This window comes from Enterovibrio paralichthyis (genome assembly GCF_019209835.1).
Lineage (GTDB): Bacteria > Pseudomonadota > Gammaproteobacteria > Enterobacterales > Vibrionaceae > Enterovibrio > Enterovibrio paralichthyis.
Map to the genome: position 1 here is coordinate 1 of NZ_JAHUTS010000004.1, position 25,149 is coordinate 25,149.

The 25,149-nt window shown below is 50.4% G+C and carries 19 protein-coding genes and 4 tRNA genes; 11 read left to right on the forward strand and 12 right to left on the reverse strand.

Features of this window, described 5'->3' with window-relative positions:
* Positions 1 to 163 precede the first annotated feature (163 nt).
* Positions 164 to 670: a YfbU family protein gene (locus KU854_RS06000; protein WP_218357551.1), complete on the reverse strand. Its 507-nt coding sequence runs from the start codon at positions 668 to 670 to the stop codon at positions 164 to 166.
* A gap of 215 nt (positions 671 to 885) precedes the next feature.
* Between KU854_RS06000 and KU854_RS06005 the strand changes: the two genes are divergently transcribed.
* On the forward strand, positions 886 to 1,533 hold the full coding sequence (locus KU854_RS06005) for an energy-coupling factor ABC transporter permease (RefSeq protein WP_218357552.1): 648 nt from the start codon (positions 886 to 888) through the stop codon (positions 1,531 to 1,533).
* Between the two features lie 66 nt (positions 1,534 to 1,599).
* Here the strand turns inward: KU854_RS06005 and pflA are convergent, their stop codons facing one another.
* From pflA to ycaO, 5 genes are all read right to left on the reverse strand, one after another.
* Positions 1,600 to 2,340, reverse strand: coding sequence for a pyruvate formate lyase 1-activating protein (gene pflA, locus KU854_RS06010; protein ID WP_218357553.1), 741 nt, complete (start codon positions 2,338 to 2,340; stop codon positions 1,600 to 1,602).
* 158 nt (positions 2,341 to 2,498) lie between these two features.
* The gene (locus tag KU854_RS06015) at positions 2,499 to 3,704 is read right to left on the reverse strand and encodes an EAL domain-containing response regulator (protein WP_218357554.1); all 1,206 of its coding nucleotides are present in this window, start codon (positions 3,702 to 3,704) and stop codon (positions 2,499 to 2,501) included.
* A 192-nt stretch (positions 3,705 to 3,896) separates the two neighbouring features.
* A complete protein-coding gene (pflB, locus tag KU854_RS06020; protein WP_218357555.1) occupies positions 3,897 to 6,173 on the reverse strand; it encodes a formate C-acetyltransferase in 2,277 nt (758 codons plus the stop codon).
* Positions 6,174 to 6,369: 196 nt separating this feature from the next.
* Positions 6,370 to 7,914 (reverse strand): DUF3360 family protein, encoded by a 1,545-nt coding sequence (locus KU854_RS06025; RefSeq protein WP_255555442.1) that lies wholly within the window; start codon positions 7,912 to 7,914, stop codon positions 6,370 to 6,372.
* A gap of 405 nt (positions 7,915 to 8,319) precedes the next feature.
* Positions 8,320 to 10,071, reverse strand: a complete 1,752-nt coding sequence (gene ycaO / locus KU854_RS06030; protein WP_218357556.1) for a 30S ribosomal protein S12 methylthiotransferase accessory factor YcaO — start codon at positions 10,069 to 10,071, stop codon at positions 8,320 to 8,322.
* A 219-nt stretch (positions 10,072 to 10,290) separates the two neighbouring features.
* Between ycaO and KU854_RS06035 the strand changes: the two genes are divergently transcribed.
* Positions 10,291 to 11,451 (forward strand): tetratricopeptide repeat protein, encoded by a 1,161-nt coding sequence (locus tag KU854_RS06035; protein ID WP_218357557.1) that lies wholly within the window; start codon positions 10,291 to 10,293, stop codon positions 11,449 to 11,451.
* 2 nt (positions 11,452 to 11,453) lie between these two features.
* Here KU854_RS06035 and KU854_RS06040 read toward each other — a convergent pair whose 3' ends face one another.
* Entirely contained in the window at positions 11,454 to 13,109 is a 1,656-nt protein-coding gene (locus tag KU854_RS06040) for an ABC transporter substrate-binding protein (RefSeq protein WP_218357558.1), read from the reverse strand.
* A gap of 337 nt (positions 13,110 to 13,446) precedes the next feature.
* Between KU854_RS06040 and KU854_RS06045 the strand changes: the two genes are divergently transcribed.
* The 4 genes from KU854_RS06045 (at position 13,447) to KU854_RS06060 (ending at position 16,872) form a co-directional block, all read left to right on the forward strand.
* On the forward strand, positions 13,447 to 14,217 hold the full coding sequence (locus KU854_RS06045) for an ABC transporter ATP-binding protein (RefSeq protein WP_218357559.1): 771 nt from the start codon (positions 13,447 to 13,449) through the stop codon (positions 14,215 to 14,217).
* A 90-nt stretch (positions 14,218 to 14,307) separates the two neighbouring features.
* Positions 14,308 to 15,072, forward strand: coding sequence for a transporter substrate-binding domain-containing protein (locus KU854_RS06050; protein ID WP_218357560.1), 765 nt, complete (start codon positions 14,308 to 14,310; stop codon positions 15,070 to 15,072).
* Between the two features lie 364 nt (positions 15,073 to 15,436).
* Positions 15,437 to 16,138: an ABC transporter permease gene (locus KU854_RS06055; RefSeq protein ID WP_054778506.1), complete on the forward strand. Its 702-nt coding sequence runs from the start codon at positions 15,437 to 15,439 to the stop codon at positions 16,136 to 16,138.
* Between the two features lie 11 nt (positions 16,139 to 16,149).
* Positions 16,150 to 16,872 (forward strand): ABC transporter permease, encoded by a 723-nt coding sequence (locus KU854_RS06060; protein WP_054778507.1) that lies wholly within the window; start codon positions 16,150 to 16,152, stop codon positions 16,870 to 16,872.
* A 227-nt stretch (positions 16,873 to 17,099) separates the two neighbouring features.
* Here KU854_RS06060 and xthA read toward each other — a convergent pair whose 3' ends face one another.
* Positions 17,100 to 17,906, reverse strand: a complete 807-nt coding sequence (gene xthA, locus KU854_RS06065) for an exodeoxyribonuclease III (protein ID WP_218357561.1) — start codon at positions 17,904 to 17,906, stop codon at positions 17,100 to 17,102.
* Between the two features lie 189 nt (positions 17,907 to 18,095).
* On the opposite strand from xthA, the gene KU854_RS06070 reads away from it, so the two are divergent.
* Together KU854_RS06070 and KU854_RS06075 are read left to right on the forward strand one after the other, a co-directional pair.
* Positions 18,096 to 18,527, forward strand: coding sequence for a hypothetical protein (locus KU854_RS06070; RefSeq protein WP_218357562.1), 432 nt, complete (start codon positions 18,096 to 18,098; stop codon positions 18,525 to 18,527).
* Positions 18,528 to 18,658: 131 nt separating this feature from the next.
* Positions 18,659 to 19,627, forward strand: coding sequence for a glutathione S-transferase family protein (locus KU854_RS06075; protein ID WP_218357563.1), 969 nt, complete (start codon positions 18,659 to 18,661; stop codon positions 19,625 to 19,627).
* Positions 19,628 to 19,688: 61 nt separating this feature from the next.
* Here KU854_RS06075 and KU854_RS06080 read toward each other — a convergent pair.
* From KU854_RS06080 to KU854_RS06095, 4 genes are all read right to left on the reverse strand, one after another.
* Positions 19,689 to 19,773, reverse strand: a tRNA-Tyr gene (locus KU854_RS06080).
* Positions 19,774 to 19,838: 65 nt separating this feature from the next.
* Positions 19,839 to 19,923: transfer RNA gene (locus KU854_RS06085), tRNA-Tyr, on the reverse strand.
* Between the two features lie 65 nt (positions 19,924 to 19,988).
* Positions 19,989 to 20,073: transfer RNA gene (locus tag KU854_RS06090), tRNA-Tyr, on the reverse strand.
* Positions 20,074 to 20,140: 67 nt separating this feature from the next.
* Positions 20,141 to 20,225: transfer RNA gene (locus KU854_RS06095), tRNA-Tyr, on the reverse strand.
* 279 nt (positions 20,226 to 20,504) lie between these two features.
* Between KU854_RS06095 and KU854_RS06100 the strand changes: the two genes are divergently transcribed.
* The 3 genes from KU854_RS06100 (at position 20,505) to KU854_RS06110 (ending at position 25,138) form a co-directional block, all read left to right on the forward strand.
* Complete coding sequence (locus tag KU854_RS06100) at positions 20,505 to 21,572, forward strand: efflux RND transporter periplasmic adaptor subunit (RefSeq protein WP_218357564.1); 1,068 nt, start codon at positions 20,505 to 20,507, stop codon at positions 21,570 to 21,572.
* On the forward strand, positions 21,573 to 24,701 hold the full coding sequence (locus KU854_RS06105) for a multidrug efflux RND transporter permease subunit (RefSeq protein ID WP_218357565.1): 3,129 nt from the start codon (positions 21,573 to 21,575) through the stop codon (positions 24,699 to 24,701).
* A 119-nt stretch (positions 24,702 to 24,820) separates the two neighbouring features.
* Positions 24,821 to 25,138: a DUF1244 domain-containing protein gene (locus KU854_RS06110; RefSeq protein WP_218357566.1), complete on the forward strand. Its 318-nt coding sequence runs from the start codon at positions 24,821 to 24,823 to the stop codon at positions 25,136 to 25,138.
* Positions 25,139 to 25,149 lie beyond the last annotated feature (11 nt).

Sequence of the window (25,149 nt, forward strand, 5' to 3'; positions counted from 1 at the left end):
GGAGGAGGCGATACATCATGTGTTGCCCATTAAGCGAGAAGATCGAATATACCCGAGAGCCGTGAAGCCTAAGGCAAAGAAATACCCCAATAAAAAGAAAGCCAGTCAGCTTAACTGACTGGCATTAGCCCAAAAGAGCAGCTTTTTGACCGGAATGTGAGGTTTATGCGTTCACGATCTGGCAGATTTCGTTACCACTCAGGTGGTACTGGCGAGGGCAGTTGCGCCACACTTTCAGCATGCGCTGGTATTTTTCCAGCATTGGGGTTTGCGCATTGAAGTGGTGCTGGCCTTTGTCAAACTGAGGGTACAGACCTTCGTTGTCGGTCAGGAAGCGCACGTAGTGCATCAGTTGCGCTTCTGTCGCAGCGTCAAAGCCCCAAAACTGCAGGCGACGCGCATCGACATCGCATTCGCAGTGGTTGCCGTCTCCGAGCATTTTGTGTGATTCCTGAAGTGCGTGGTACATCTCCATAAAATCAATCACCTGACGGCAAAGATCTTCAGACATATCACCGAAGTCTTTGTCCAGTTCACGCATTTGCAGTGCATAACCGCGTTCGACGATGGTTTGAAGACGGCGATATTTCTCTGCGTTTTGCGGATCCATCTGAGACATCAGGGTGTATTGGTTTGACAGGATTAGACGTTGAGCGTGTGTCATTTCCATGGGAGTGGCCTCGAAATATAAATAATTCTTTATCCAAACAAGCTCTTAGTTCTTTTTTTGATGAGCAAATTTGGCAATTCATGTGCCACAGATTAGCAGTTCGTATTCATCAATTTCTTGATCTCACTACAGGTTAGTCACGCTTTTTTAACTTGAAAATTGGATAGAATCTGCCCTGTGGACATACTGAATAAAAGCATGGATTGGGATTAGGCATGGTTTACTGGCAACTTGTTGGTTGGGGATGTTTTTTGGTATCGCTTTGGCTTTGCCGCTCCCCGGTTGGCTGGAAAAAAATGCGCACAGAAAAAGGGTATCAGCATTTCGTGTTCGCCAGTGCCATTGTGCTGTTCTGCCTATGGGCGTTGAAGGCGGGGATCCGAGAAGGGTTAGATATCCACTTTTTGGGGATGACAGTGCTGACGCTTTGCCATGGCCCGCGTATTGCCATCTGGATTTGCGTGCTTCCTCTGACCTTGATGGTTGCCTTCGGATTACTTCCGTTTGCTGATGTCGGGCTCTATGCGTTCACAACGGCTGTTTTGCCGGCGCTGCTCAGCTACGCGGTATTCTGGCTGACCTACCGTTATATGAGCCATCATCTTTTTATTTATATTTTTCTGGCAGGCTTCCTGAATGCGGCGGTCACCATTGTTTTTCACATCTGTGTGGTCTCTGCCGGGTACTGGGTCTCAGGGCTTTATGCTTGGCCAAATATAGTCGATAACTACCTGATGCTGGCACTGTTGATCTGGTTTCCAGAAGGGCTGCTCAATGGCATGGCGATCACCCTGATGACGGTTTACCGTCCGCATTGGCTGCGTACTTTCTACGACAACGAATATCTTTCGCCGGAGCGTTAACCATAAGGCTCTCCAACGGAAATGAAAAAACCGGCGCGAGGCCGGTTTTTTGCAGGAAGCAGGGGATTAGTACACCACTTTGTGGCCGTATCCTTCCAGGATGCCTTTCAGCATTTCCATGGTTTCTTTCTTTGGTGGGCTTACGTCTTTGAGTTCGTATTCGTAACCCAATGCTTCCCACTTGTGCGCACCAAGCTGGTGGTATGGCAGCATCTCAACTTTCTCGATGTTGTCCATGTCTTTGATGAACTCACCCAGTCGGCGTGCAGAATCTTCATCATCAGTGTAACCCGGAACGACCACGTAGCGAATCCAGGTTTTCTGGCCGCGTTGGTGCAGGTAGCGGGCAAAATCCAGCACACGTTTGTTCGGCACGCCAATCAGTTCGCGGTGGATATCGTCATTGATTTGCTTCAGATCCAGCATCACCAGATCGGTCGCATCCAGCAGCTCGTCAATCACGTCAGAGTGTTTGCGGATATAGCCGTTGGTATCCAGACAAGTGTGGATGCCTTCCGCTTTGGCTGCGCGGAAGAAGTCGCGTACAAATTCAGGCTGAAGCATAGCTTCGCCGCCTGAAGCGGTCACGCCGCCGCCTGAGGCATTGATGAAGTGACGGTAGGTCACTACCTCTTTCATGATTTCTTCAACCGTGATTTCACGGCCATCGTCCAGATCCCAGGTATCGCGATTATGGCAGTATTTGCAGCGCATCAGGCATCCTTGCATGAACACGATAAAGCGAATGCCAGGACCATCTACGGTTCCACAAGACTCAAAGGAGTGAATACGGCCAATTACCGACATGGTGTCTCCAAAAACGACTGTAACAAATAGGGTGTTATTTTATTACAGAATCGGGGTGACCAAAAGCGAATATCCGGTGTGACAGGGAGATTCCCGTCAATTATGTAGGGGAATGACAGGGACTGTGAGCCGGTAGCCCTGCGCCGGTGACAACCGGGCTACAGGGTATTGATAGCAACAGCCGGGCAGAGGGATTTGTTTTCAAGCAGCGCTTGCCAAAGGACATGCCAGTCGTGCAGCGTGTTGGCGGGCATGGGTTTGGCGATGAAAAATCCTTGTCCATAATCGCACCCCATGTCCCTTAAGGAATGCCAGACTTCAATACACTCAATCCCTTCTGCTACCGACGCGACGTGGATCCGCCTGGCGACCATCACACTGGCTTCTACCAGTGCCATCGCAGTCCGTGAACTGAGCATGGGAAGCACCAGATTCAAGCCAATTTTAAGCGAATCGATGGGCAGAAACTCGACCTGCTGCAAGGTACCATAGCCTGATCCAAAATCATCAATGGCAATGCGGAAACCCTGCAACAACAAGCGCGATGCCGCTTCCTGAAGCTGGGCTATGCGCTCGAAGCTTTCCGGCTCCTGCAGTTCAAAATAAATGATTTGGTTAAGGTGAGAGTGCTTTTGGCCCAACGCCAGCACTTCATCAACGAAATTCAGCTCAATCAGGTTGTCTGCAGAGATATTGATGCCGACAGGCCGGCCTTGCAAAAATTCCTGTTCGGAGAGCACCTTGTGGATGATGTTTAACGTAAGTACTGACTCTAGCCCGAGCTTGGTCAGTTGCGGCAGAAAACTGCGGGGCAAGGTGACGCCGCGTATTGGGTGTCGCAGTCTTTGCAGGGCTTCACAGGCAACCCATTCACCGGTATCAAAGCGCACGATGGGCTGGAACCAGGTTTCGAACATTTGTGCATTCCACGCTTCCAGCACTTCATGTTCTGAAAGGGGAAGCAGTTCCCTTGGGAAGTTCACGTCATGTTCGGTGGCGATCGTCAGGTAATATTTCAGCAAGGGGATTGAGCTTGGCTTTGGCAAGATACCCAAGACATTAAGCATCATACGCTCGCACATACTTTCTACCGTGCGTAACACCTTGGGGGAAGCGGCGCTGGTGATGACTATGCATCCCATAAAGCCGCGTTCGGCAGCGTTACTCAGCAGTTTGATGCCATCAATATCCGGCAGGTCTAAGTCGCAGAAAACCAGGTCAGGTTTGTGGTGCAGTATTTTTTCCAGTGCGATGGAGCCGTTTTCGGCAAAAATAAGGTTGTCTTCGCCGGTAAGCAATTGCATTAACTGGCCTGCGATTAAGTCCCGCTGGAATGGATGATCCTCGACAAGCAATATGTCCATGACGTCCTCTAAAAGCGCTTTGAGCAGCATCCCTGAAGAATGCGATTTTGTTGTGTCGAAACAGTCTGATATCAGTATGGTCTTAATTTTAGGACTCGTCGACAGAACGTCATACGGTGTTGGGCGGGCAACTTTTGGGCATAAAAAAACACCTCCCGGAGGAGGTGCTTTTTGATTCAGTGAATACTCAGATTACAGAGATTCAGTGAAAGTACGTGCGATTACGTCTTTTTGCTGTTCAGCAGTCAGAGAGTTGAAACGCACAGCGTAGCCCGATACACGGATAGTCAGCTGTGGGTATTTCTCTGGGTGCTTAACTGCATCTTCCAGTGTTTCACGGTTCAGTACGTTAACGTTCAGGTGTTGACCGCCTTCGATACCAGACTCGTGGTGGAAGTAACCGTCCATCAGACCAGCCAGGTTAGAACGCTGAGTATCGTGATCTTTACCCAGTGCGTTTGGCACGATAGAGAAGGTGTAAGAGATACCGTCTTTCGCGTGTGCGAATGGCAGTTTACCTACAGAAGTCAGAGATGCTACTGCACCTTTCTCATCGCGGCCGTGCATTGGGTTCGCGCCTGGTGCGAATGGTGCACCTGCACGACGACCGTCTGGAGTGTTACCGGTTTTCTTACCGTAAACAACGTTAGACGTGATAGTCAGGATAGACTGAGTTGGAACCGCGTTGCGGTAGGTTTTCAGCTTACGAATCTTGTTCATAAACTTCTCAACCATTTCACATGCGATGTCATCTACACGGTTGTCGTTGTTACCGAATTTAGGGTAGTCGCCTTCGATTTCGAAATCGATCGCGATGCCGTCTTCGTCACGGATTGGTTTAACTTTCGCGTACTTGATTGCAGACAGTGAGTCAGCTGCAACAGACAGACCTGCGATACCACACGCCATAGTACGGTATACGTCACGGTCCATCAGAGCCATCAGAGACGCTTCGTAGCTGTACTTGTCGTGAGAGTAGTGAATCGCGTTCAGCGCGGTCACGTACTGCTTCGCCAGCCAATCCATGAAGCTGTCCAGACCCGCCCAAACTTTATCGAAGTCCAGGTACTCGTCTTTCATTGGCTCTTGCTTAGGACCAACTTGCAGTTTCAGTTTCTCGTCCACACCGCCGTTGATTACGTACAGCAGAGTTTTCGCCAGGTTCGCACGTGCGCCGAAGAACTGCATGTGCTTACCAATAACCTGTGGAGATACACAACAAGCGATAGCGTAGTCATCGTTGTTGAAGTCTGGACGCATCAGGTCATCGTTTTCGTACTGGATAGAAGAAGTATCGATAGATACTTTCGCACAGTAACGCTTGAAGCCGTCTGGCAGTTGCTCAGACCACAGAACCGTGATGTTTGGCTCTGGTGATGGACCCATGGTGTACAGGGTGTTCAGGAAGCGGAAGTTAGTACGGGTAACCAGAGTACGACCGTCAACGCCCATACCGCCCATTGATTCTGTTGCCCAGATTGGGTCACCAGAGAACAGCTCATCGTACTCAGGAGTACGCAGGAAGCGAACCATACGCAGCTTCATTACGAAGTGGTCGATGATTTCCTGAGCTTCAACTTCAGTGATCTTGCCAGCAGCGATGTCGCGCTCGATGTACACGTCAAGGAACGTAGAAGTACGACCCAGTGACATTGCAGCACCGTTTTGAGACTTAACAGCAGCCAGGTAGCCGAAGTACAGCCACTGAACAGCTTCTTGAGCAGTTGTCGCAGGACCAGAGATGTCGTAGCCGTATTTCGCAGCCATTTCTTTCATCTGGTTCAGAGCACGGTATTGCTCTTGGATTTCTTCGCGAAGCTGCATAGTCATTTGCAGATCTTCACCTGATTCCAGTTTCTCTTGCAGAGAGTGGAATTGCTTCGCTTTGTCTTTCAGCAGGAAGTCTACACCGTAAAGTGCTACGCGACGGTAGTCACCGATGATACGACCACGGCCGTATGCGTCAGGCAGACCAGTCAGAACACCAGACTTACGGCAGTTCAGGATATCTGGGGTGTAGATATCGAATACGCCTTGGTTGTGAGTCTTGCGGTACTCTGAGTAAATTTTAGAAACCATTGGGTCCAGCTCACGGCCGTAAGCTTTACAAGAACCCTCGATCATGCGCACACCGCCGTTAGGCATGATTGCACGTTTCAGTGGTGCTTCAGTTTGCAGACCAACGATCTTTTCCAGATCTTTGTTGATGTAGCCCGCGTCGTGAGCAGTAATGGTAGAGATAACAGAAGTGTCGAAGTCTACTGGCGCGTGAGTTGAGTTCTCAAGCTTGATGCCTTCCATCACTTTTTCCCAAAGCTTGTTAGTCGCTTCAGTACCTTCAGTTACCAGGAAAGACTCATCACCCTCGTAAGGGGTGTAGTTCTTTTGAATGAAGTCACGTACGTCGACTTCTTTCTGCCATTCGCCTTCAGCGAAACCTTCCCATGCTTTAGCAAATTGCTCAGACATGATGTACCTACCTTTTTAGTAGAAGAAAACAAGTACCTAGTGGTTTGTAGCCACATCACCACTCTCCGTGGTGTTGGTACACGATCATTGAAAACAGTAAAAGCAACGGCGCTCTCAAAAAACGCGCTTGATTTTACGCTTTGTATCCAGCCTTGGATAGTATTTTGGGCAGCCCAAATGGCTGCCCAGATTTTTATTACATCAGCGCAGGGATACCGAACTGATCTTCAAGCATACCTACTGCCAGCATCGCCACCAGACAGATGACCAGTACTGAACCAGGGATAACGATACGGTCTACGAAAGACAGTTTTTTCGCACGGTCTTTGTCACCGATCAGGCCGTTGTTATCCAGCAACATCGCCAGTGCCCACGCCAGAACCGGGTTAGCAACCATGGATGCAAAGATACAGATACCTGCTGACTGAGAGTCTTTGGTTTCACGAACCATCTGAACACCCGCTTCCAGCAGTGGCAGGAATACACCTACCAGCAGCGCGATACGCATTACCGGTGGCCATACCGCTACGTCCATTGGGAAGCCAAGGATAGCGATGAACATCACCAAACAACCCAGCAGAATCGCACCGGCAGGGATTGGACGCTTCGCAATCGCTGCAGGGATCATGTACGTACCCCAAGATGATGTGATGTTACCACCACCCACTGCAGTACCTACCATCTGACGGATAGAACACATGGTCATGGTGTCATCCACGTCCATCAGTACTTTTTCAGTCTTAGGTGGGTAGTTCAGTTCTTGGAAAATACGGTGACCCAGGAAGTCTGGTGACCACATGGCAACTGCCAGGATTGCAAATGGCAGTGACGCGATGAAGTGTTGCAGGTTAGGCAGACCCAGCATCCAACCTTGCTCAGTGCTTCCCCACCAGTACCAAGGGTTCAGGTTAGGCAGACCGATTTGGGTAGTGAAGGTCAGGTCGAAGCCAGCGCCCAGCGCCAGAGCAGTGATCAGGCCAGTAAACGCACAAGCAGGAATTGCCAGCCAGCGTTTACCCATACGTGCCAGCAGCGCGTACAGTGCGACGTTAACCGCAAGAACAACCAGACCCACATAACCCAGGCTACCTTTGGCAACGGTTGCGGTTTCCAGACCCTTTGCCCAGGTTTGGATATCTGCGATTTGGCTCATTGCACCGGTGAAGCCGAGGAAGATCAGAAGACCACCTGCTACGCCTTCACTGGTGAGGTTGACCAGCTTTGAACCGCCTTTGAAGTAGCTCAGCATCAGACCGAACATACCCAGCAGAAGTGCAAGCGCGAGAGGGTGAGCACCGGCCAGGGCAATGGTACCGATCAACGGGATCATTGGGCCATGGTTACCGGCAAGGTTAGCGCGTGGGTTGATAAAGCCAGAAGCAAGAACACAGAACAGCAGGGCAGGGATAAGCATCTCTACACGTGCTACTTCGATAGCAAACTCTTTGCCCAGGTTGATGTGATCCCAAGCTTGGGTCAGGCCATCCGCCCAGGACATCATTACTGCTGAGTACATCGCAATAATGCCGATGGTACCCGCCAGTGCAGGAACGAGGTCTTCAAGTTCGAATCGGAAGTCACGGCCAGGAAGGTTTAGTTTCCAACGGCGTGGGTTCATGATTTGAAGTTCGTGGTCCAGGTAATCTGAACGCGTCGCGAACTCAGAGGCAGGTCGGTGCTTAGCTTGATACTCGCTTTGCGCCTGGTCGCCGATTTGCTCTGATGGAGCTTGGATTGACATAAAGTCCTCTTCGTACAAAAGCAAACAAACTGTTTACGTGCGCTTTGCTTCTTTACGCTGAACAGTTGCTGTTGTAACTGTGAAGAGATAAGAAACAGAGAGCTAAAAAATTGTTTAGCGCCATACTAACAAACCTCCTCTCTGTAAATTTGATTTAGATCAGTTCCGTGAAAATAAATTACATTGAGCCGAAAGACAACACAAAAATTGGTGGTTTTATCGCAATGCATGTCCTTTTGGCGCTGAAATAACCGGAAATTATGTAATTTAATTACGAAACGAGGCGTGAGACGTGTGCCACAGTTATGAGCCAGAAAAGGGGAAAATGAAGGCTGGAATTGTGAACAGGTTGTGCAAAGCTGCCATGAAAAGAGGCCTGCCCTACTTGAGGGCAGGCAAGATCATTTACACTGCGCGGGCTTTGGCCTTTTGCAGTTTTTCGTAGGATGCGAGCAGTTTCTGGTGTGTGCCAAATTGCGTGAGATCAGCATCAGCGGCTTCCAGGCCGTAGAAGCGGATATCACCGGAAATGGAACTCCACACAGCGTCCGTTACAGCCTCGCCATAGGTGAAACCAAACGCGCGGCGGTACTGTGCCGGATCACGGGATTCATCCTGCGCAAGCTCTAGGCTCGCGATCAGGCAACGCATGAACATCAGTCGCTCTGGACTGTAGATGGTTGCGTTGTACTCAAGGCTCCAGGTTGCAAACTCCTGGGCTGAATCCAGTTCACCCATCGCCAGTGCCAGCAAACACTTCAGCTCACCGATAGTCAGCGATTTCCATGCGCTGCCAGCATCCGGGAGGATACCCATCAGTTCACAGACCATGTAGCTGTCGTCGAAATCGGCCATGTCGAGCACATCGAACAGGGATTCGCACTCGTCATCCGCAAAACCGGTTGCCAGCAGCATGGTCATGGCATCGCGCAAATCCGTGCCGCGGTTGTTGTTGCAAAGCTGGACTTCTTCCGGCGGATAAATTTCAGACCAGCCAGGCACGATGATGCGGCAGCAGTTCACGCCCAGGTGGTCGTAGTCAGCGATGTAGGCATCCGCGTCTTCTGCGTGCAGTTTACCCAGCAACCACTGCACTTCTTCTTCTGATGTACCGTCGAAATTCCATTCTGTGAACGGGTAGTCCGGGGTGTCTTTGAACATGTCCCAAGAGACGGTGCCTGATGAATCGATGAAGTGGGTTTCCAGGTTGTGGTGGTCGGCCACATCTTCATCGTGGAAAGATGGCGCTTCGAACACATCCAGATCTTTCAGGCCGCGCCCTTGCAGCAGTTCAGTCACGGTACGTTCGAACGCCACCTGGAAGCGTGGGTGCGCGCCCCATGATGTAAAGCAGGTACCGTTGTTTGGATTAAACAGGGTGACGCAAACAACCGGGTATTTTCCGCCCATTGACGCATCGTAAACCACGATTGGAAAACCTTCCGCTTCCAGCGCATCGATAGACGCCTTGATCGTTGGGAAACGGGCAATCACTTCTGCCGGCACTTCCGGCATGCTGATGCGCTGCGCAATGATGCGGTTTTTAACGGCGCGCTCAAACACCTCTGACAGTGCCTGGCTGCGTGCTTCTGTCGCGGTGTTACCCGCAGACATGCCGTTTGAAACATACAGGTTGCCGATGATATTCATCGGGATGTAAACCGTTTGCTGGTCTTTTTGGCGCACGAAAGGCAAAGCACAGATGCCACGCTCTTCGTTGCCTGATTGCAGGTCAATCAAGTCTGAGCCAGCCAGCATGTCTTCCGGGTCGTAAAACGCGCGGGTAGGTCCATCTAGCAGGCCTTCAGGCAAGCAGTCGTCGTCTTCCAACGGGAACCATTTTTCATTTGGGTAATGGACGAAATCAGCGTTAGCGATGTCATCTCCCAGGAAGTAATCGGCATAGAAGTAGTTACAGGAAAGACGCTCAAAATACTCCCCCAGCGCGGATGCCAAAGCCGCTTTCTGGCTGGCGCCCTTACCATTGGTGAAGTTCATTGGCGCATCAACATCGCGAATATGGACTGACCAAACGTTAGGGACAGGGTTGAGCCAAGAGATCGGCTCTACGTTAAAGCCGGCCGCTTTCAGTTTGGTTTCAAAACCGTTGATGGATTCTTCCAGCGCGGCGTCTTTACCGGGGATATAAGTTTTCATGACTTTCTCGTTCTTGTGAGCAGGCGCGAAGTATATACCCAGTTGCGAGGGGCTGCACATACACATCGCTTGACCTCATTTCGTTTTATGCCAAAGGTGCAAAGTCGTGCGACTCGCATCGGATATGTCGCATGCACGCAAAAAATAGCTGTTTTTATAGGCAGGCGATGTCTAATCTGCGTTATATTCGAGATATCAAGTCGTTAATGGTTGAGGAATATGAAAGTATTTGGCGCTGGTTTGTTGTTTCTTTGCACTCTTTTTCCGGCTTATGCCAGCGACCCGGATTTTGCCCGTCACCTAAACCGTATTGAGCAGTTGCTGGCAAACGATCAGTTCACCGAAGCTTCCCAGTTAGCCAAGGCCCTCGTGGCTGACAATGAGGAGCAGGAAGCGCTGCACCAGCGTTTACTCGGGTACATTTACCTTCATGAAGGAAATGCTGACCGCGCTGCCATGGCTTATACCAAAGCGCTGGAATACAAAAAACTGCCGGATAACCTTCGAAAAGATGTACTGGGCGCGCTGGTTTCACTCTCAATGACGCGCGGCAGGCCAGAAATTGCGGTGCTCTATGGTGAAATGTATGTCAGTGAATACCCGCCGTTTCAACCGGTTGAGCAGTTGTATGCCCGCGCACTTTTCAGCGAAAAGGATTATCAAAAGGCGCTTGAACATGCCAACGCCATCATTGCGCGCTATGCCGATGCCCCTGAGTATATTTGGCAAATTAAGTTGCTGAGCGAGGAGCAACTCAACCAAAATCGTGCACTTATCAATACAATCCGGCTTGTGCAACTGAAGTACGGGAATGACATCCGCTGGGAGCGAAAAAAAGCAGGAGCCTACTCGCGGCTGGGCGATTTTGGTAAAGCGGCTGATACGCTGGCGCAACAACTCGACGGCGGTGCAGAATTAAACGGACAGGATTATGTGGATCTTGCTCAATTTGCGGCGATGGCGGGAAAACCTTATCAGGCTATTGATTGGCTCGATAAAGGACTGGAAGCTGGCGCTATTGTTGCGGACAGAGAGTTTGATCAGCGCAAACTCCAACTCTATATCCAGGCTGCTGAGTGGACTAAGGCCTGGAACATTGCCAGCAAGTTAAACCAGCAACCGGAATTGCCGCTACTCCGTGCGCAGTGCCGAATCGCTTCCCAACTGCAACGATGGCCTGAAGCGGCAACCTTGGCACAACAGGCTATCGATTTAGGAGGCGAAGAGGATACGTTTCTTTGGCAAATCCTGGGTTACAGTGCAATGAAGACCAATGACAAAGTCACTGCCCGTTATGCTTACGAAACACTGAAAACCCTAGACCCGGACAGCGATGCAGAGGTGTGGCTTAAAACGCTGGATCTGATGGAAACCAAATAGCGTTATCGTTTTATTTCTCCGGCCACGGGCTTCAATTCGAGCAATTGGATCAGCCGTGGCCTTTCTGTGTGCCAAACCGGCGGTACATGAGGCTCTCCATTTTCAAGCCAGCGCCACCCCGTAAAACGGTTGGTGGTAAATTCCACCGTTTCCAGTGTGTAGTAAAGCGGCACGGTCACCTGTTGTTCTGCAATGCGCAGATGAAGTTCGTTAATCACCTGACGTTGCGCATCCCCTTCAGTTTGGAGTAAGTACTCTCCCAGCAAACGGTCAACAACCTCATCTTTAAAGTAATGCTGGGCGTACCTTGGAGAATGGGGTGTTTGATACTCGCTGTTGAAGGCGGAGTCGAAATACAGAAAGGGTGTCTTTCCGGAAAAGTAATTGGTAATGCTGAGGTCGTAGTTAGCATTTGCCATTTTCGCTTCGTATTCAGGAAACGGTACGACTTCAGTACGCACTTTCAAGCCCACCGCTGCGAGCATTTCAGACGCAATATTGGCGGCAGAGATAAAATCACTCCACCCTGCCGGGGCAACAATCTTCAATGAAAATGGCGCGCCGGAAGGCAGTTCCCGCATCAAATCGCCGTCAATGTCCATCAGCCCCAAGTCGTCGAGAAGACGTTCGGCTGCTTTAGGGTGAAACCGGATGTAATACAGGTGCTGTTCAGCTGCTGAGTTGGCAATCCAGTGTTCAAATTTGGACTCAAGGCCGCTGGCGAGGGCGGCTTTTTCCCCTTGGCCAAAAACTGCAACGTCGATCAAAAGATCGCGTGAAAGACTCATGGAAACGGCGCGGCGAAAATCAACGTCATGAATAAGATTGCGTTTTTCTTCGTCAGGATGTTTGAAATTAAACATCAGGCTGACAATGGATGACGGTTTTTGATGGTAATGATAATCGCGGGAATAGGAAGCGTAGTTGCGCTCAATATCCGGAATAAAGGCGCTGGCCCAATCAAATTCGCCATTGCTGAGGCGTGAAATCAATTCGTCATTGCTGCTCACCAGCGGATAACGGATGCAATCAATTTCCAGAGATGCCTGCTGCCAGTAATGGGGGTTTCGACACTGAACAATGTTGTTGCTACTGAACGCTTTAATGGTGGTAAAGGGACCGGTGCCGATAGGGTCAGCATTCAGGAACAATCGTTTTTCGCTGACTTTCTCCCATTGGTGCTTCGGTATAATCGCAACGTCCTGGAGCTGCCGGGCAATTTGTGCGTTTGGACGCGTTAACGAGATGTAGACCTCATTTTGACCACGTTTCTCTACCCGCTCAATCCATGTGCCGAGTGAATCATAATCCAGTTCGGGTTCATCTTTAATCAGGGAAAGGCTGTAAACCACATCATCTGCACTGAAGAGGTTGCCGTCGGACCAATGGATACCTTCACGCAGCGTGAGTGTAATGCCTTTCAGATCGTCGGAAAGTCGGTAGCTTTCTGCGAGGCGGAAGTGAGTCTTGTCCTCCTCAAATATCATCAGAGGCTCGAAAATAAAATCCTGTGTCGTCGCAAGCTTATCAGTGCGGAAAGGGTTGTAGTTTTTCACGAACCCATTCGACAACTCAGGAATGATAGTCAGGGTGTTGGGTGACGCAGTTCCGGCGAAAGAGACAAGCACGAAACACAGCGTTAGCAAACGGGGCAACATAGCTCTCTCGATATTGATATTTATAAGAATTTTTCTTGAAATACACCCTACACTAAGCGTGAGATGTCATCAATCGCTACAAACTCTTGATGGAATACTTGGTTTGGGTAATTATGCATTCAAAATGACTTATTTTTTACCAACTTAAAGGTTAACAAATTGTTGCTGTTCGATCTGATGGATGTTATTTTCAGATAAACGAGCTTCAGTAGTGAAAAGTTTTGTAGCACGGACGACAGAGAAAGAATTCGCTGAACTCAGACCAGTTACAGGCCCAAGACTGTTTCAGACTGGTTGTTGACAAGATGAAGTGCTTATAAAGACAGGAGTCAAGCGCATGAAGGAAGCAGTAGCGCTGCAGGTAAAAGATCTACACAAAACCTTTGGTCAGCATGAAGTACTCAAAGGCATTTCTTTAGATGCACATCGCGGTGATGTGATCTCCATTATCGGCTCCTCAGGCTCAGGGAAAAGTACCTTTCTTCGTTGTATCAATTTGCTCGAAACGCCAACCAGTGGCGAGATTTGGGTCAACGGTGAATTGATAGAGATGAAAAATGGCCGTCACGGGGAAGCTGTACCGGTTAACGACAAACAAGTCCAACGCATCCGCTCACGCCTTGCCATGGTTTTTCAGGGCTTCAATCTCTGGTCTCACATGACCGTTATCGAAAATGTTATTGAAGCGCCCATCCACGTCTTGGGCGTTCCTAAAGCTGAAGCTATGGAGCGCGCAGAAGCTTTCCTGCAGCGGGTAGGCTTGTGGGAACGCCGGGATTATTACCCAGGGCACCTCTCAGGTGGACAACAACAGCGAGCAGCAATTGCCCGCGCGCTGGCGGTAGAGCCCGAAGTATTGTTGTTCGATGAACCGACCTCAGCGCTCGACCCTGAACTAGTCGGTGAAGTGCTCAACGTCATGAAAAGCCTGGCCGAAGAAGGCCGTACCATGCTTGTGGTCACCCACGAGATGGCGTTTGCCCGTGACGTATCCAACCATGTGATGTTTTTACATCAGGGTTTAGTGGAAGAGCAGGGGGACCCAGCTAAGCTATTTACGAGCCCTGAGTCAGAACGACTGAAACAGTTTATTTCTTCAATTTACTAGGCTTACCAAGCCCAAACGCGTTTCAACGCACAAGACAGGTGGCAAAGGAGTCACGCCATCTGATTGAAATATCCATAAGGAGACAGAAAGATGAAAAAATGGTTAGTTGCCGCAGCGGTTACCGCTGCACTTGGCGCGACAGCTGTTCAGGCAAAAGATTGGAAAGATGTTCGTATCGCTGTAGATGTACCTTATGAACCCTTCGAATACAAAGCGCCAGACGGCACGCTGACCGGCTTCGAAGTGGATCTGGGTAATGCTGTGTGTGAAAACGCCAAGCTTAACTGCTCTTGGGTTGTTCAGGCATGGGATGGCATTATCCCAGGTCTTCAGGCGCGCAAATACGACGTCATTTTTTCTTCCATGTCCATCACCCCAGAGCGTGCTGAGCAGGTGGCATTTTCTCAGCCATACTACAACACGCCAAGCGGCTACTTCGCACCTAAAGGGTCAGACCTGAACCCTGCTGACGCAGACTCTATGAAAGGCAAACGTATCGGCGTTCAGCGCGGTACTATCCAAGACACCCACGCGACAGACACCTTCGGCAAGATTGCCGACATCAAACGCTACACCACAGGCGACGATCTGGTTCTTGATCTGCAAGGTGGCCGTTTGGATATCGTCCTGATTGACTTCCCGGTTGGTGAAGCGTCAATCCTAGGCGGTAAAGATGGCGATACTTTCGAAGCAGTGGGCGAAACCATCCAGCTGGGTAATGGTGTGGGCGCTGCGTTCCGTAAGCGTGATAAAGAGCTGGTAGAGATCTTCAATACGTCGTTGGCGGAAGTGAAAGCGAACGGCAAATACGACGAGATCATGAATAAGTACTTTAAGTACAACATCAAAATGTAACTCTGCATTGCTGGTCATAGATGGCACTGTATCGGCGTTAACTGCGCAAACTCGCTCGGTCACTTAGCGCACTAAGCTCCCAGCGACTCGTTTGCTCGTTGTCTTGATACAGCACCATCAATTTACAGCAATCTGTAGTAGGAAAGACAACATTAATGTCGTTCCTACTACTTCGCAGGAACTCTGCTAGGCACAAATGGCAATTCTTAGCAGATGACCAAGCCTTGTTCGAGATAGTGCTTACAAGGCAAATAAAGCTCTAGGGGGAGCGGTATTCGCTCCCTTTTGACTGATAAGCGAAAACTGAATACAAGATCCATAAAGCGGTAGTTTCGCTATCGGTTTATTCGTGCAGGAGGAAGGGATGTTAGATCTGCATGGTTACGGCCCATCAATCTTTTTGGGCGCAATTCTGACCGTCGAGTTGGCGGTACTTTCTGCCATTATTGCTGTGTTACTGGGATTAGTAACAGCACTGGCTCGTCTTTCAAAAAACCGTTTCGCCCGTGGTGTAGCAACGGTTTATTCCACTGTAGTTCGGGGCGTACCCGATCTGGTGCTGATGCTGCTGATATTCTTCGGCGCACAGATCATGATGAACAACTTCTCCGACTGGCTCTACGACAAATACGACATCGATATTTTTATCAATATCGATGAGTTCACTGCTGGTGTTTCCACTATTGGGTTTATCTTCGGTGCCTATATGGCTGAAACCTTCCGCGGTGCATTCCTGGCGGTTGACCGTGGTCAGTTGGAAGCAGGTACGGCATATGGCATGAGCCCGTGGATGATCTTCCGCCGCATCATGTTCCCGCAAATGATGCGTCATGCCCTGCCAGGAATCGGCAATAACTGGCTGGTGCTGGTAAAAACGACAGCACTGGTGTCAGTGATTGGTCTGGCGGACATGACCCGTTTGGCAAAAGAAGCAGCAGGGGCAGTGAACGAGCCATTTAAATTCTTTATTCCGGTAGCAATAGTCTACCTGTTGATCACCTCGGTATCAGAGCTTGGCCTAAAACGGCTGGAGCGCAAATTCAGTGCTGGTGTAGTAAGAGGCTGAGGAGACAGGGCATGTTAGATTCAATTTACGCACTTTTAGACCAAAACCAAATCTTCACGTCGACCACTATCCTGCATTACTGGGATGGCCTGGTGGTGACCGTTCAGTTGGTGTTTCTGTCGCTGGTATTGGGACTTATCCTGTCTGTACCACTGGCGGTAGCGAGAACATCGAAAAACCCTTGGATCAACCGTCCTGTATGGGTTTACGTCTATATCTTCCGCGGCACCCCGCTGCTAATCCAGCTTTACCTTATTTACTACGGTGTAGCGACGATTGAAGGCATTCAGCAGTCCATGTTTTGGGCCGTGGTGGAAGATGCTTTTTATCCTTGTTTGTTGGCTTTTGTGCTCAACACTGCCGCGTATACAACAGAGATCCTGCGTGGCGCGATGGTAGCGACGCCTGCGGGCGAAATTGAAGCGGGCAAGGCTTACGGAATGTCACGCTTTACCATTCTGCGCCGCATTATTTTGCCATCGGCATTCCGCCGTGCTTTACCGGCTTACAGTAATGAAGTGATCTTCATGCTGCACGCCAGCTCGATTGCCTCTGTGGTGACAATCATTGATTTGACCGGTGCCGCGCGCGACATCTACGCCCGTTTCTACGCGCCGTTTGATGCCTTCCTGTTTGTGGCCGCGATTTACCTTTGCCTCACCTTTACCATCGTTTACGGTTTTAAGCGGCTGGAACACCGTTGGCACAGGCATTTAAGGCCGTTGGAGTCGTAGAGCAGAATCGAGAGACGAGAAAAAGCAGACTCGAGAAAGATAAAGAAAAAGCCAGCAACCGAATTGCTGGCTTTTTGCTATCGAATTGACACACTATGATGCTCTAGTCTCTAGTCTCTAGTCTCTAGTCTCTAGTCTCTAGTCTCTAGTCTCTAGTCTCTAGTCTCTAGTCTCTAGTCTCTAGTCTCTAGTCTCTAGTCTCTAGTCTCTAGTCTCTAGTCTCTAGTCTACTTAAACTCCGCCCAAATCGGTGCGTGGTCTGAAGGCTTCTCAATACCACGCAGTTCATAGTCGATACCGGTATCGATGCATTCGGCTGCCAAAGATGGCGTAGCCAGAATCACGTCAATGCGCAGACCACGGTTGTCATCAAAACCGCGGGAGCGGTAATCAAACCACGAGAACTTGTCATCAACATCTGGGTATTGCTGGCGGAAAGTGTCTACAAAACCCCAGTCCATCAGGGTGGCCAGCATCTGGCGTTCTTGCGGTTGGAATGAACACTTGCCGGTTTTCAGCCAGCGTTTGCGGTTAACTTCACCGATGCCGATGTCTAAATCAATTGGGCTGATGTTGATGTCACCCATCACAATCAGCTTCTCGTCATTGCTGCGAGAGCTGTTCAGGTAAGTCATCAAATCCTGGTAAAACTTCACTTTGGCCGGGAACTTGGTTTCGTGCTCAATGTTCTCGCCCTGTGGGAAATAGCCGTTCAGTACGGTCACTTCGCTGCCATCTTCTTTTTTGAAGGTTGCCATAATCATTCGGCGTTGGGCGTCATCTTCATCCGTTGGGAAGCCTTTTTGAACGCTCAGCGGTTCTTGTTTGCACAGCATTGCGACGCCGTAGTGGGCTTTCTGGCCGTGAAAATAGACTTTGTAACCCATGGCTTCGACGTCTTCGACTGGAAAGGCTTCGTCGTGAACCTTGATTTCCTGAAGACCGATAACGTCGGGTTGGTGTTTTTCAATCAGCGCCTGAAGTTGATGAAGGCGGGCGCGCAATCCATTGATATTAAAAGAAATGACTTTCATGCTGACTTACTTCTCTTTGTCTGAAATGCGTTGAGTGCCACTTAGTGTATCTGAATCTTCCCTAACGCGCTGAACAATAACGGTTGTTTTATCGCGGTAGGATCAGGGCTGTTGGCGGCAAATTCTTACCTTTGCAACTATGCTTTAGAAATGATGCGGTTACAGCTTTTGCGCTGAAGGAGGAGCAGCATGAATCTGAAGACACTGACAAAAATGGTCTCCATATCGGGTTTGGTACTTCTGCTGGCTGCGTGCAGCGAAACCGGCGACTTTACCCAGGAACAGATTTGCCGTGCCAGCATTGCAGCGATAAAAGGCAAGAGCCCAACCGTGATGGTGGTAGATAAAACGGAAGTGGAAGCAGAAACCGAACTCAATATCTTCCATATCTCTTACAAGCGCCCGGATGACGGCAAGAAATGGCACTTTCGCTGCAAGATAGACAAGAAGCGCGCCGTGTGGGCACAGGGTAAAGATGGTCGCTGGCGCGATCAGGCCCAGGATCCGACGATTCGTTTTTCCATAGAAGGTGATGAACTGAACATCAATGAGACCTTTCCTGATGGCAGCGCGGCCGCCAACGTTTCCTTCAATATTTCCCTGTTAGGCGACAACTCCTGATCTTCCAGCGCCTGGTGCTTCGGCACTGGGTGCGCTGTTCGGAAATTTCGAACGACTCTGACAAATCCACCTTACCGACATTCGGCATCACTGTTCATATACTGCCTTCAACAGTTTAGAGGAGGAATGGTATGGGCAAGTTAGTGGAAGGTGTTTGGCGAGATGTCTGGTATGACACCAAAGCATCCGGTGGAAAATTTATCCGTGAAGATGCCGGTTTCCGCTCCTGGGTAACAGAATCTGGCGAGGCTGGACCCACCGGAGACGCCGGTTTTAGCGCTGAATCCGGGCGGTATCATCTCTATGTCTCCCTTGCCTGTCCTTGGGCACACCGCACTTTGATATTCCGAAAACTCAAAGGGCTGGAGTCGCACATCTCTGTCTCGGTCGTGAGCCCGGATATGCTGGAAAACGGCTGGCAGTTTGATGAGCCAGAGCCACTTTATGGCTTTAACTTCATGCACCAGATCTATACCAAGGCCAAACCGGATTACACCGGCCGTGTGACTGTGCCAGTGCTTTGGGATAAAAAAACGGAAACCATTGTCAGCAACGAATCTTCAGAAATCATCCGCATGTTCAATGATGCATTTAACGGTTTAACGGGTAACACGGAAGATTTCTATCCAATGGCGCTTCGCAATGTGATTGAGGAGTGGAACGGGTACATCTATCCGAATATCAACAATGGCGTGTATCGCAGCGGTTTTGCCACCACACAGCAAGCCTATGAAGAGGCTTATGAGAGCCTGTTCTCTGCGCTGGATTCAGTGGAAGTACACCTTGCGACAAACCGTTACTTGGCAGGGGATAAGATCACCGAAGCGGATTGGCGTCTGTTTACGACCCTGGTGCGGTTTGATCCTGTGTACGTGGGACATTTCAAATGTAACCGCCAGCAAATCGCCCAGTACAAAAACCTGTTTGGTTACCTGAAGGAGCTTTATCAGGTACCGGGTGTGGCGGAAACCGTGGACATGTATCACATCAAGCGCCATTACTATTACAGCCACGACACGATCAACCCAACGCGGGTGGTACCTAAAGGGCCTGAGCAGGATTTGTGGGCACCACACGGTCGTGATGCCATTGGCCAATAAGTATTGAGACAGGAAATAGAAGATGTAAAAAAGCCAGCTCGATGAGCTGGCTTTTCAATGATGGTGGTGGGAGAAGGATTCGAACCTTCGAAGGCGGAGCCGTCAGATTTACAGTCTGATCCCTTTGGCCACTCGGGAATCCCACCACGAGTTATTCTGATTGTATGCTGCGCTGCGGAAATCAAACGAACATCGCCGCGAAGCTGAAAGATGGTGGTGGGAGAAGGATTCGAACCTTCGAAGGCGGAGCCGTCAGATTTACAGTCTGATCCCTTTGGCCACTCGGGAATCCCACCACGAGTTATTCTGATTGTGTGCTGCGCTGCGGAAATCAAACTAACATCGCTGCGAAGCTGAAAGATGGTGGTGGGAGAAGGATTCGAACCTTCGAAGGCGGAGCCGTCAGATTTACAGTCTGATCCCTTTGGCCACTCGGGAATCCCACCACGAGTTATTCTAGTTGTCTGCTCCACCGCGGAAATCGAAACGAACATCGCCATGAAGCGCAGTAAATGGTGGTGGGAGAAGGATTCGAACCTTCGAAGGCGGAGCCGTCAGATTTACAGTCTGATCCCTTTGGCCACTCGGGAATCCCACCACGCTGTGCGGGGCGCATATTATCAAACGACTCTATTCTGTAAAGCACTTTTCTTGAAAATGCTGTGCGTTTGCTGGTTTTTTCGGCGCTAGAGTACGTATTAACAACGGAAGGCGGAATTTTGTCAGTGTAAGGCCATCTAAGCGAAGCGTATGTAGGTACCCGTTTGGGCTGGAAGCGATTAAAGCGCGCAAATCTTTTACTGGATTTACACTTCTTTACCGCACGAAACATAGGCATAGAGTAGACTATCGCCAGTTGTTATTTACGGTTAATAAAATGAAAAACAAACTTCTTTTCACTGCCGTTGTTGTTTTAGGTGCTGCAGGCTATTTTGCCTGGCAAGGAAAACCCGATGCAGCTGAAAAAAATGCCGGTCGTCCGGCAAGACCTGCGATTGCCGTTGCTACGGCGCAGGTAGAATCGCGTCCTGTGGCGCGCAGCCTCTCTTTGATTGGTAACCTCAAGTCAGAAAACTCAGTTGTGATTGCCCCGCAAGTGGCGGGAAAAATAGAGCAAGTCTATGTGACAGCCGGACAGGAAGTGAAAGAAGGTGACGCGCTGCTAACGCTCGATACTGACAAAGCCAAAGCCAGTGTGGCGGAAGCGCAGGCGGTTTACAGCGACGAGCAGCGTAAACTGGCTGAGTTTTCCAAACTGCACAAACGTGGCGCACTGACCAAAACCGAACTGGATGCCCAGCAGGCGAGCGTCGATGTGGCCAAAGCGCGTCTGGATGCAGCTAAAGCTGATTTGGATGACCGCTTTATCAAAGCGCCATTCGCCGGCACTGTGGGTTTGGTTGATATCACCCGCGGCCAGTTGGTTTCTGTCGGTGAATCCCTGCTAAATCTTGATGACCTTTCCCTGATGCAACTGGATGTCAACGTACCGGAGCAGTATCTGTCTGAACTGAGCAAAGACATTGAAGTAGTTGCACATTCCAAAGCGTGGCGTGACAAAACTTTTGACGGCGCACTGACTGCTGTCGACTCCCGTGTTAATGACGACTCGCTGAACCTGCGCGCGCGCATCAATATCGACAACAAGGCTCGCCTGTTGCGCCCGGGCATGATGATGGAAGCGACGATGGCGTTTGCGCCGGCCGTTAGCGCGGTGATTCCTGTACAAGCCATTGAATATTCAGGTACCAAACGTTTTGTTTATGTTGTTGATGAGCAAGGCACTGCCCACCGCACAGAAGTGAAACTGGGTGCGCGTATTGATAACCTGGTGACCGTGGAAAGCGGCATTGAGATTGGCGACCGCATCGTGGTGCAGGGGCTGGTCAGTATGCGCGATGGCACAAAAGTGAACGATCTGACTGCTGCGAAAGGTGACAAATAAATGTGGTTGTCAGATGTCTCTGTTAAGCGGCCGGTGGTCGCGATTGTACTGAGCTTACTGCTGTGTGTGTTCGGTATTGTCTCATTCAGCAAACTGGCAGTGAGAGAATACCCGGATATCGACAGCCCGGTGGTGTCGGTAATGACCCGCTATGCTGGTGCGTCTGCCAGCATCATGGAAAGCCAGATCACCCAGGTATTGGAAGATGAACTTTCCGGTATCAGCGGCATTGAAGAAATTACCTCGGTCAGCCGCAACGGTATGTCACGCATCACCATCGAATTCAATATCGACTGGGATCTGACGGAAGGCGTCAGTGATGTACGTGATGCCGTCGCCCGTGCCCAGCGCCGGTTGCCGGATGAAGCCAACGAGCCAATTGTTTCCAAGTCCAATGGTTCGGGCGAAGCGTCGATGTACATCAACCTCGCATCGCCTGAAATGGATCGTACACAGCTGACTGAATATGCCCAGCGTGTGCTGGAAGATAAGTTCAGCCTGCTGACCGGTGTCAGCTCGGTCGAGCTATACGGTGCGCTGTATAAAGTCATGTATGTGCGTCTGGATCCTGTGCTGATGGCAGGCCGTGGCGTGACGACGGATGACATTACCTCTGCACTTCGCAGGGAAAACCTTGAAAGCCCGGGCGGCGAAATCCGAAACGACATCACCAAGATGACTGTGCGTACTGAGCGTTTGTACCAGACGCCGGAAGACTTTCAGTATCTGGTGGTGCGCACTGCCAATGACGGCAGCCCGATTTACCTCAAAGATGTGGCTGACGTTTATATCGGCTCCCAGAACGAAAACGCGACCTACAAAAACAACGGCGTGAACAACCTCAGTCTTGGCATTGTGCCGCAGTCTGATGCCAATCCGCTGGATGTTTCTGTTGCTGTTCGCCAGCTGGTCGATGAGTTCCAACCGTTTTTGCCGCAAGGCGCATCGCTTTGGGTGGATTACGATTCAACCATCTTTATCGAGCGTTCGATTGATGAAGTGTACAGCACCCTGTTTGTCACCGGTGCGCTGGTGATTCTGGTTCTCTATATCTTTATCGGACAGGTGCGCGCCACGCTGATCCCTGCCGTGACGGTGCCGGTCTCGCTGGTGTCTGCCTTTATCGCGGCATACTTCTTCGGTTTCTCTATCAACCTCCTGACCCTGATGGCACTTATTCTGGCGATTGGTCTGGTGGTGGATGATGCCATCGTGGTGGTGGAAAACATGTTCCACCATATCGAAAAGGGCGAAACTCCGCTGGTGGCGGCCTACAAAGGGACGCGCGAAGTGGGCTTTGCCGTCGTGGCAACCACAGCCGTGCTGGTTATGGTGTTCCTGCCAATCTCCTTTATGGAAGGCATGGTGGGCAAGCTGTTCACCGAGTTCTCGGTCTTGCTGGCCATGGCAGTGATCTTCTCCTCCATTGTGGCACTGACCCTGACCCCTGTGCTTGGCAGTAAGATCCTCAAAGCCAACGTAAAACGCGGAGCCTTCAACCGTATGGTTGATGCATTCTTTGAGAAAGTTGAAAACGTCTATCGCAAGATAGTCACCGGCGCAGTGAAAGCCCGTTTTGTTGCGCCTTTGGTGATCCTTGCCTGTATTGGCGGCAGCTTCTATCTGCTGAAAAATCTGCCTGCTCAGCTGGTGCCACAGGAAGACCGTGGCGTACTGATGGCCTTTGTGAAAGGTGCAGAGGGTACGGCTTACAACCGCATGGTCGGCAACATGGAAGAGATTGAGCGCCGTCTGATGCCGCTGGTAGAAGAAGGCCTGCTGACCTCTATTTCCATGCAGGCTCCGGCTTTCGGTGGCATGGCGGGTGACCAGACAGGTTTTGTGATCATGCAGCTGGAAGACTGGGACAACCGTGATCAAACCGCAGGTGAGGCATTGAACCGTGTCCGCAAAGAGCTGGCGGGCATCCCGGATATTTTTGTCCGTGCCTTCCTGCCGGGTTTCCGTGGCGGTTCGAGCGAGCCGGTGCAGTTTGTGCTGGGCGGCCCTGACTATCAGGAGCTGAACAAGTGGGCGCAACTGCTGCTGGATGAAGCCAAAGCCAGCCCAATCCTGCAGGGTGCTGATTTGGATTACGCAGAAACCACGCCTGAACTGGTGGTGAAAATTGACCGCCAGCGCGCAGCTGAGCTTGGGATCAGTGTGGATGAAGTCTCCAACACCATGGAAATCATGTTGGGCGGTAAGAGCGAAACCACCTTTGTTGACCGTGGTGAAGAGTTTGACGTTTATCTGCGGGGCGATGAATCACGCTTTAACAGCAAAGATGACATCAGCCAGATTTACATGCGTACCCGCACAGGCGAGTTGGTGAGTCTCGATACCTTGGCAGAGGTGGAAGAGGTGGCTTCAGCGCAAACCCTGCGCCACTTCAACAAGCAAAAATCCATCACCCTGAAAGCAAACCTTGGCGACGGTTACACTCTGGGGGATGCCCTGGATTTTATGGATGCCAAAGCGATCGAGTTGCTGCCTGCTGATATTTCCGTGAGTTACTCCGGTGAGTCTGCCGAGTTCAAGGACAACCAGAGCAGTATTCTGGTGGTGTTTGGTCTCGCACTTCTGGTTGCCTATTTGGTGCTGGCCGCGCAGTTTGAAAGCTTTATCAACCCGCTGGTGGTGATGCTGACCGTACCAATGGGTATTTTCGGTGGCTTTATTGGACTGTGGCTGACCCAGCAGGGGCTTAATATCTACTCGCAAATCGGCATGATCATGTTGATTGGTATGGTCACTAAAAACGGCATCCTTATCGTCGAATTTGCCAACCAGTTGCGTGACCGAGGTGTGGTGTTTGAACAGGCAATCATTGATGCCTCTGTGCGTCGTCTGCGCCCGATTTTGATGACAGCGTTTACCACCATCATTGGTGCTATTCCGCTGATTGTTTCAACCGGTGCTGGCTATGAAAGCCGAGTGGCGGTAGGTACGGTGATCTTTGCGGGTATGGCGTTTGCCACGGCAGTGACTTTGCTGGTTATTCCGGCCATGTACCGTCTACTGTCTGTGAAGACCCACTCGCCGGGTTATGTGGAAGCCCAGCTCAATGCAGAGCTGGAGCAGTTCAAACCACATCGTCCGGGACATGGGGATTTCAAACCACACTAATGAAAACACAGGAAGAGCAGATCCTAGAATGTTAGGTCTGCTCTTTTGTTTTCAAGCATCCATTGGTATGTTTTATCTCCATAACCATCAAAAAATATCGAAGATAAAGGAAGTAAGTCATGTCGGATAAACTGACCCAAGAACAACAAGATCAGCTGGATGCGGCAACGTTTCGCCGTTTCCTGTCTCACCTCGATAACCACAAAGAAGTGCAGAATATCGACCTGATGATCCTGGCGGATTTTTGCCGTAACTGCCTTGGCAAATGGTACAAGGCGGAAGCGGACAAACTGGGCGTGGACGTGAGTGATGAAGAAGCTCGCGAGCGTGTTTATGGCATGCCTTACAGCGAATGGAAGGAAAAGCACCAGCTTCCTGCTACCGATGAGCAGATGGCGGCATTCAACGCGCGCCAGAAAGCCAAAGAAGGCAAGTAAGTTAAGCCATA

Bases quoted from the DNA above. Each gene is read 5' to 3' on its own strand.
- KU854_RS06000 (WP_218357551.1), bottom strand. From the start codon at position 670: ATGGAAATGACACACGCTCAACGTCTAATCCTGTCAAACCAATACACC.
- KU854_RS06005 (WP_218357552.1), top strand. From the start codon at position 886: ATGGTTTACTGGCAACTTGTTGGTTGGGGATGTTTTTTGGTATCGCTT.
- pflA (WP_218357553.1), bottom strand. From the start codon at position 2,340: ATGTCGGTAATTGGCCGTATTCACTCCTTTGAGTCTTGTGGAACCGTA.
- KU854_RS06015 (WP_218357554.1), bottom strand. From the start codon at position 3,704: ATGGACATATTGCTTGTCGAGGATCATCCATTCCAGCGGGACTTAATC.
- pflB (WP_218357555.1), bottom strand. From the start codon at position 6,173: ATGTCTGAGCAATTTGCTAAAGCATGGGAAGGTTTCGCTGAAGGCGAA.
- KU854_RS06025 (WP_255555442.1), bottom strand. From the start codon at position 7,914: ATGTCAATCCAAGCTCCATCAGAGCAAATCGGCGACCAGGCGCAAAGC.
- ycaO (WP_218357556.1), bottom strand. From the start codon at position 10,071: ATGAAAACTTATATCCCCGGTAAAGACGCCGCGCTGGAAGAATCCATC.
- KU854_RS06035 (WP_218357557.1), top strand. From the start codon at position 10,291: ATGAAAGTATTTGGCGCTGGTTTGTTGTTTCTTTGCACTCTTTTTCCG.
- KU854_RS06040 (WP_218357558.1), bottom strand. From the start codon at position 13,109: ATGTTGCCCCGTTTGCTAACGCTGTGTTTCGTGCTTGTCTCTTTCGCC.
- KU854_RS06045 (WP_218357559.1), top strand. From the start codon at position 13,447: ATGAAGGAAGCAGTAGCGCTGCAGGTAAAAGATCTACACAAAACCTTT.
- KU854_RS06050 (WP_218357560.1), top strand. From the start codon at position 14,308: ATGAAAAAATGGTTAGTTGCCGCAGCGGTTACCGCTGCACTTGGCGCG.
- KU854_RS06055 (WP_054778506.1), top strand. From the start codon at position 15,437: ATGTTAGATCTGCATGGTTACGGCCCATCAATCTTTTTGGGCGCAATT.
- KU854_RS06060 (WP_054778507.1), top strand. From the start codon at position 16,150: ATGTTAGATTCAATTTACGCACTTTTAGACCAAAACCAAATCTTCACG.
- xthA (WP_218357561.1), bottom strand. From the start codon at position 17,906: ATGAAAGTCATTTCTTTTAATATCAATGGATTGCGCGCCCGCCTTCAT.
- KU854_RS06070 (WP_218357562.1), top strand. From the start codon at position 18,096: ATGAATCTGAAGACACTGACAAAAATGGTCTCCATATCGGGTTTGGTA.
- KU854_RS06075 (WP_218357563.1), top strand. From the start codon at position 18,659: ATGGGCAAGTTAGTGGAAGGTGTTTGGCGAGATGTCTGGTATGACACC.
- KU854_RS06100 (WP_218357564.1), top strand. From the start codon at position 20,505: ATGAAAAACAAACTTCTTTTCACTGCCGTTGTTGTTTTAGGTGCTGCA.
- KU854_RS06105 (WP_218357565.1), top strand. From the start codon at position 21,573: ATGTGGTTGTCAGATGTCTCTGTTAAGCGGCCGGTGGTCGCGATTGTA.
- KU854_RS06110 (WP_218357566.1), top strand. From the start codon at position 24,821: ATGTCGGATAAACTGACCCAAGAACAACAAGATCAGCTGGATGCGGCA.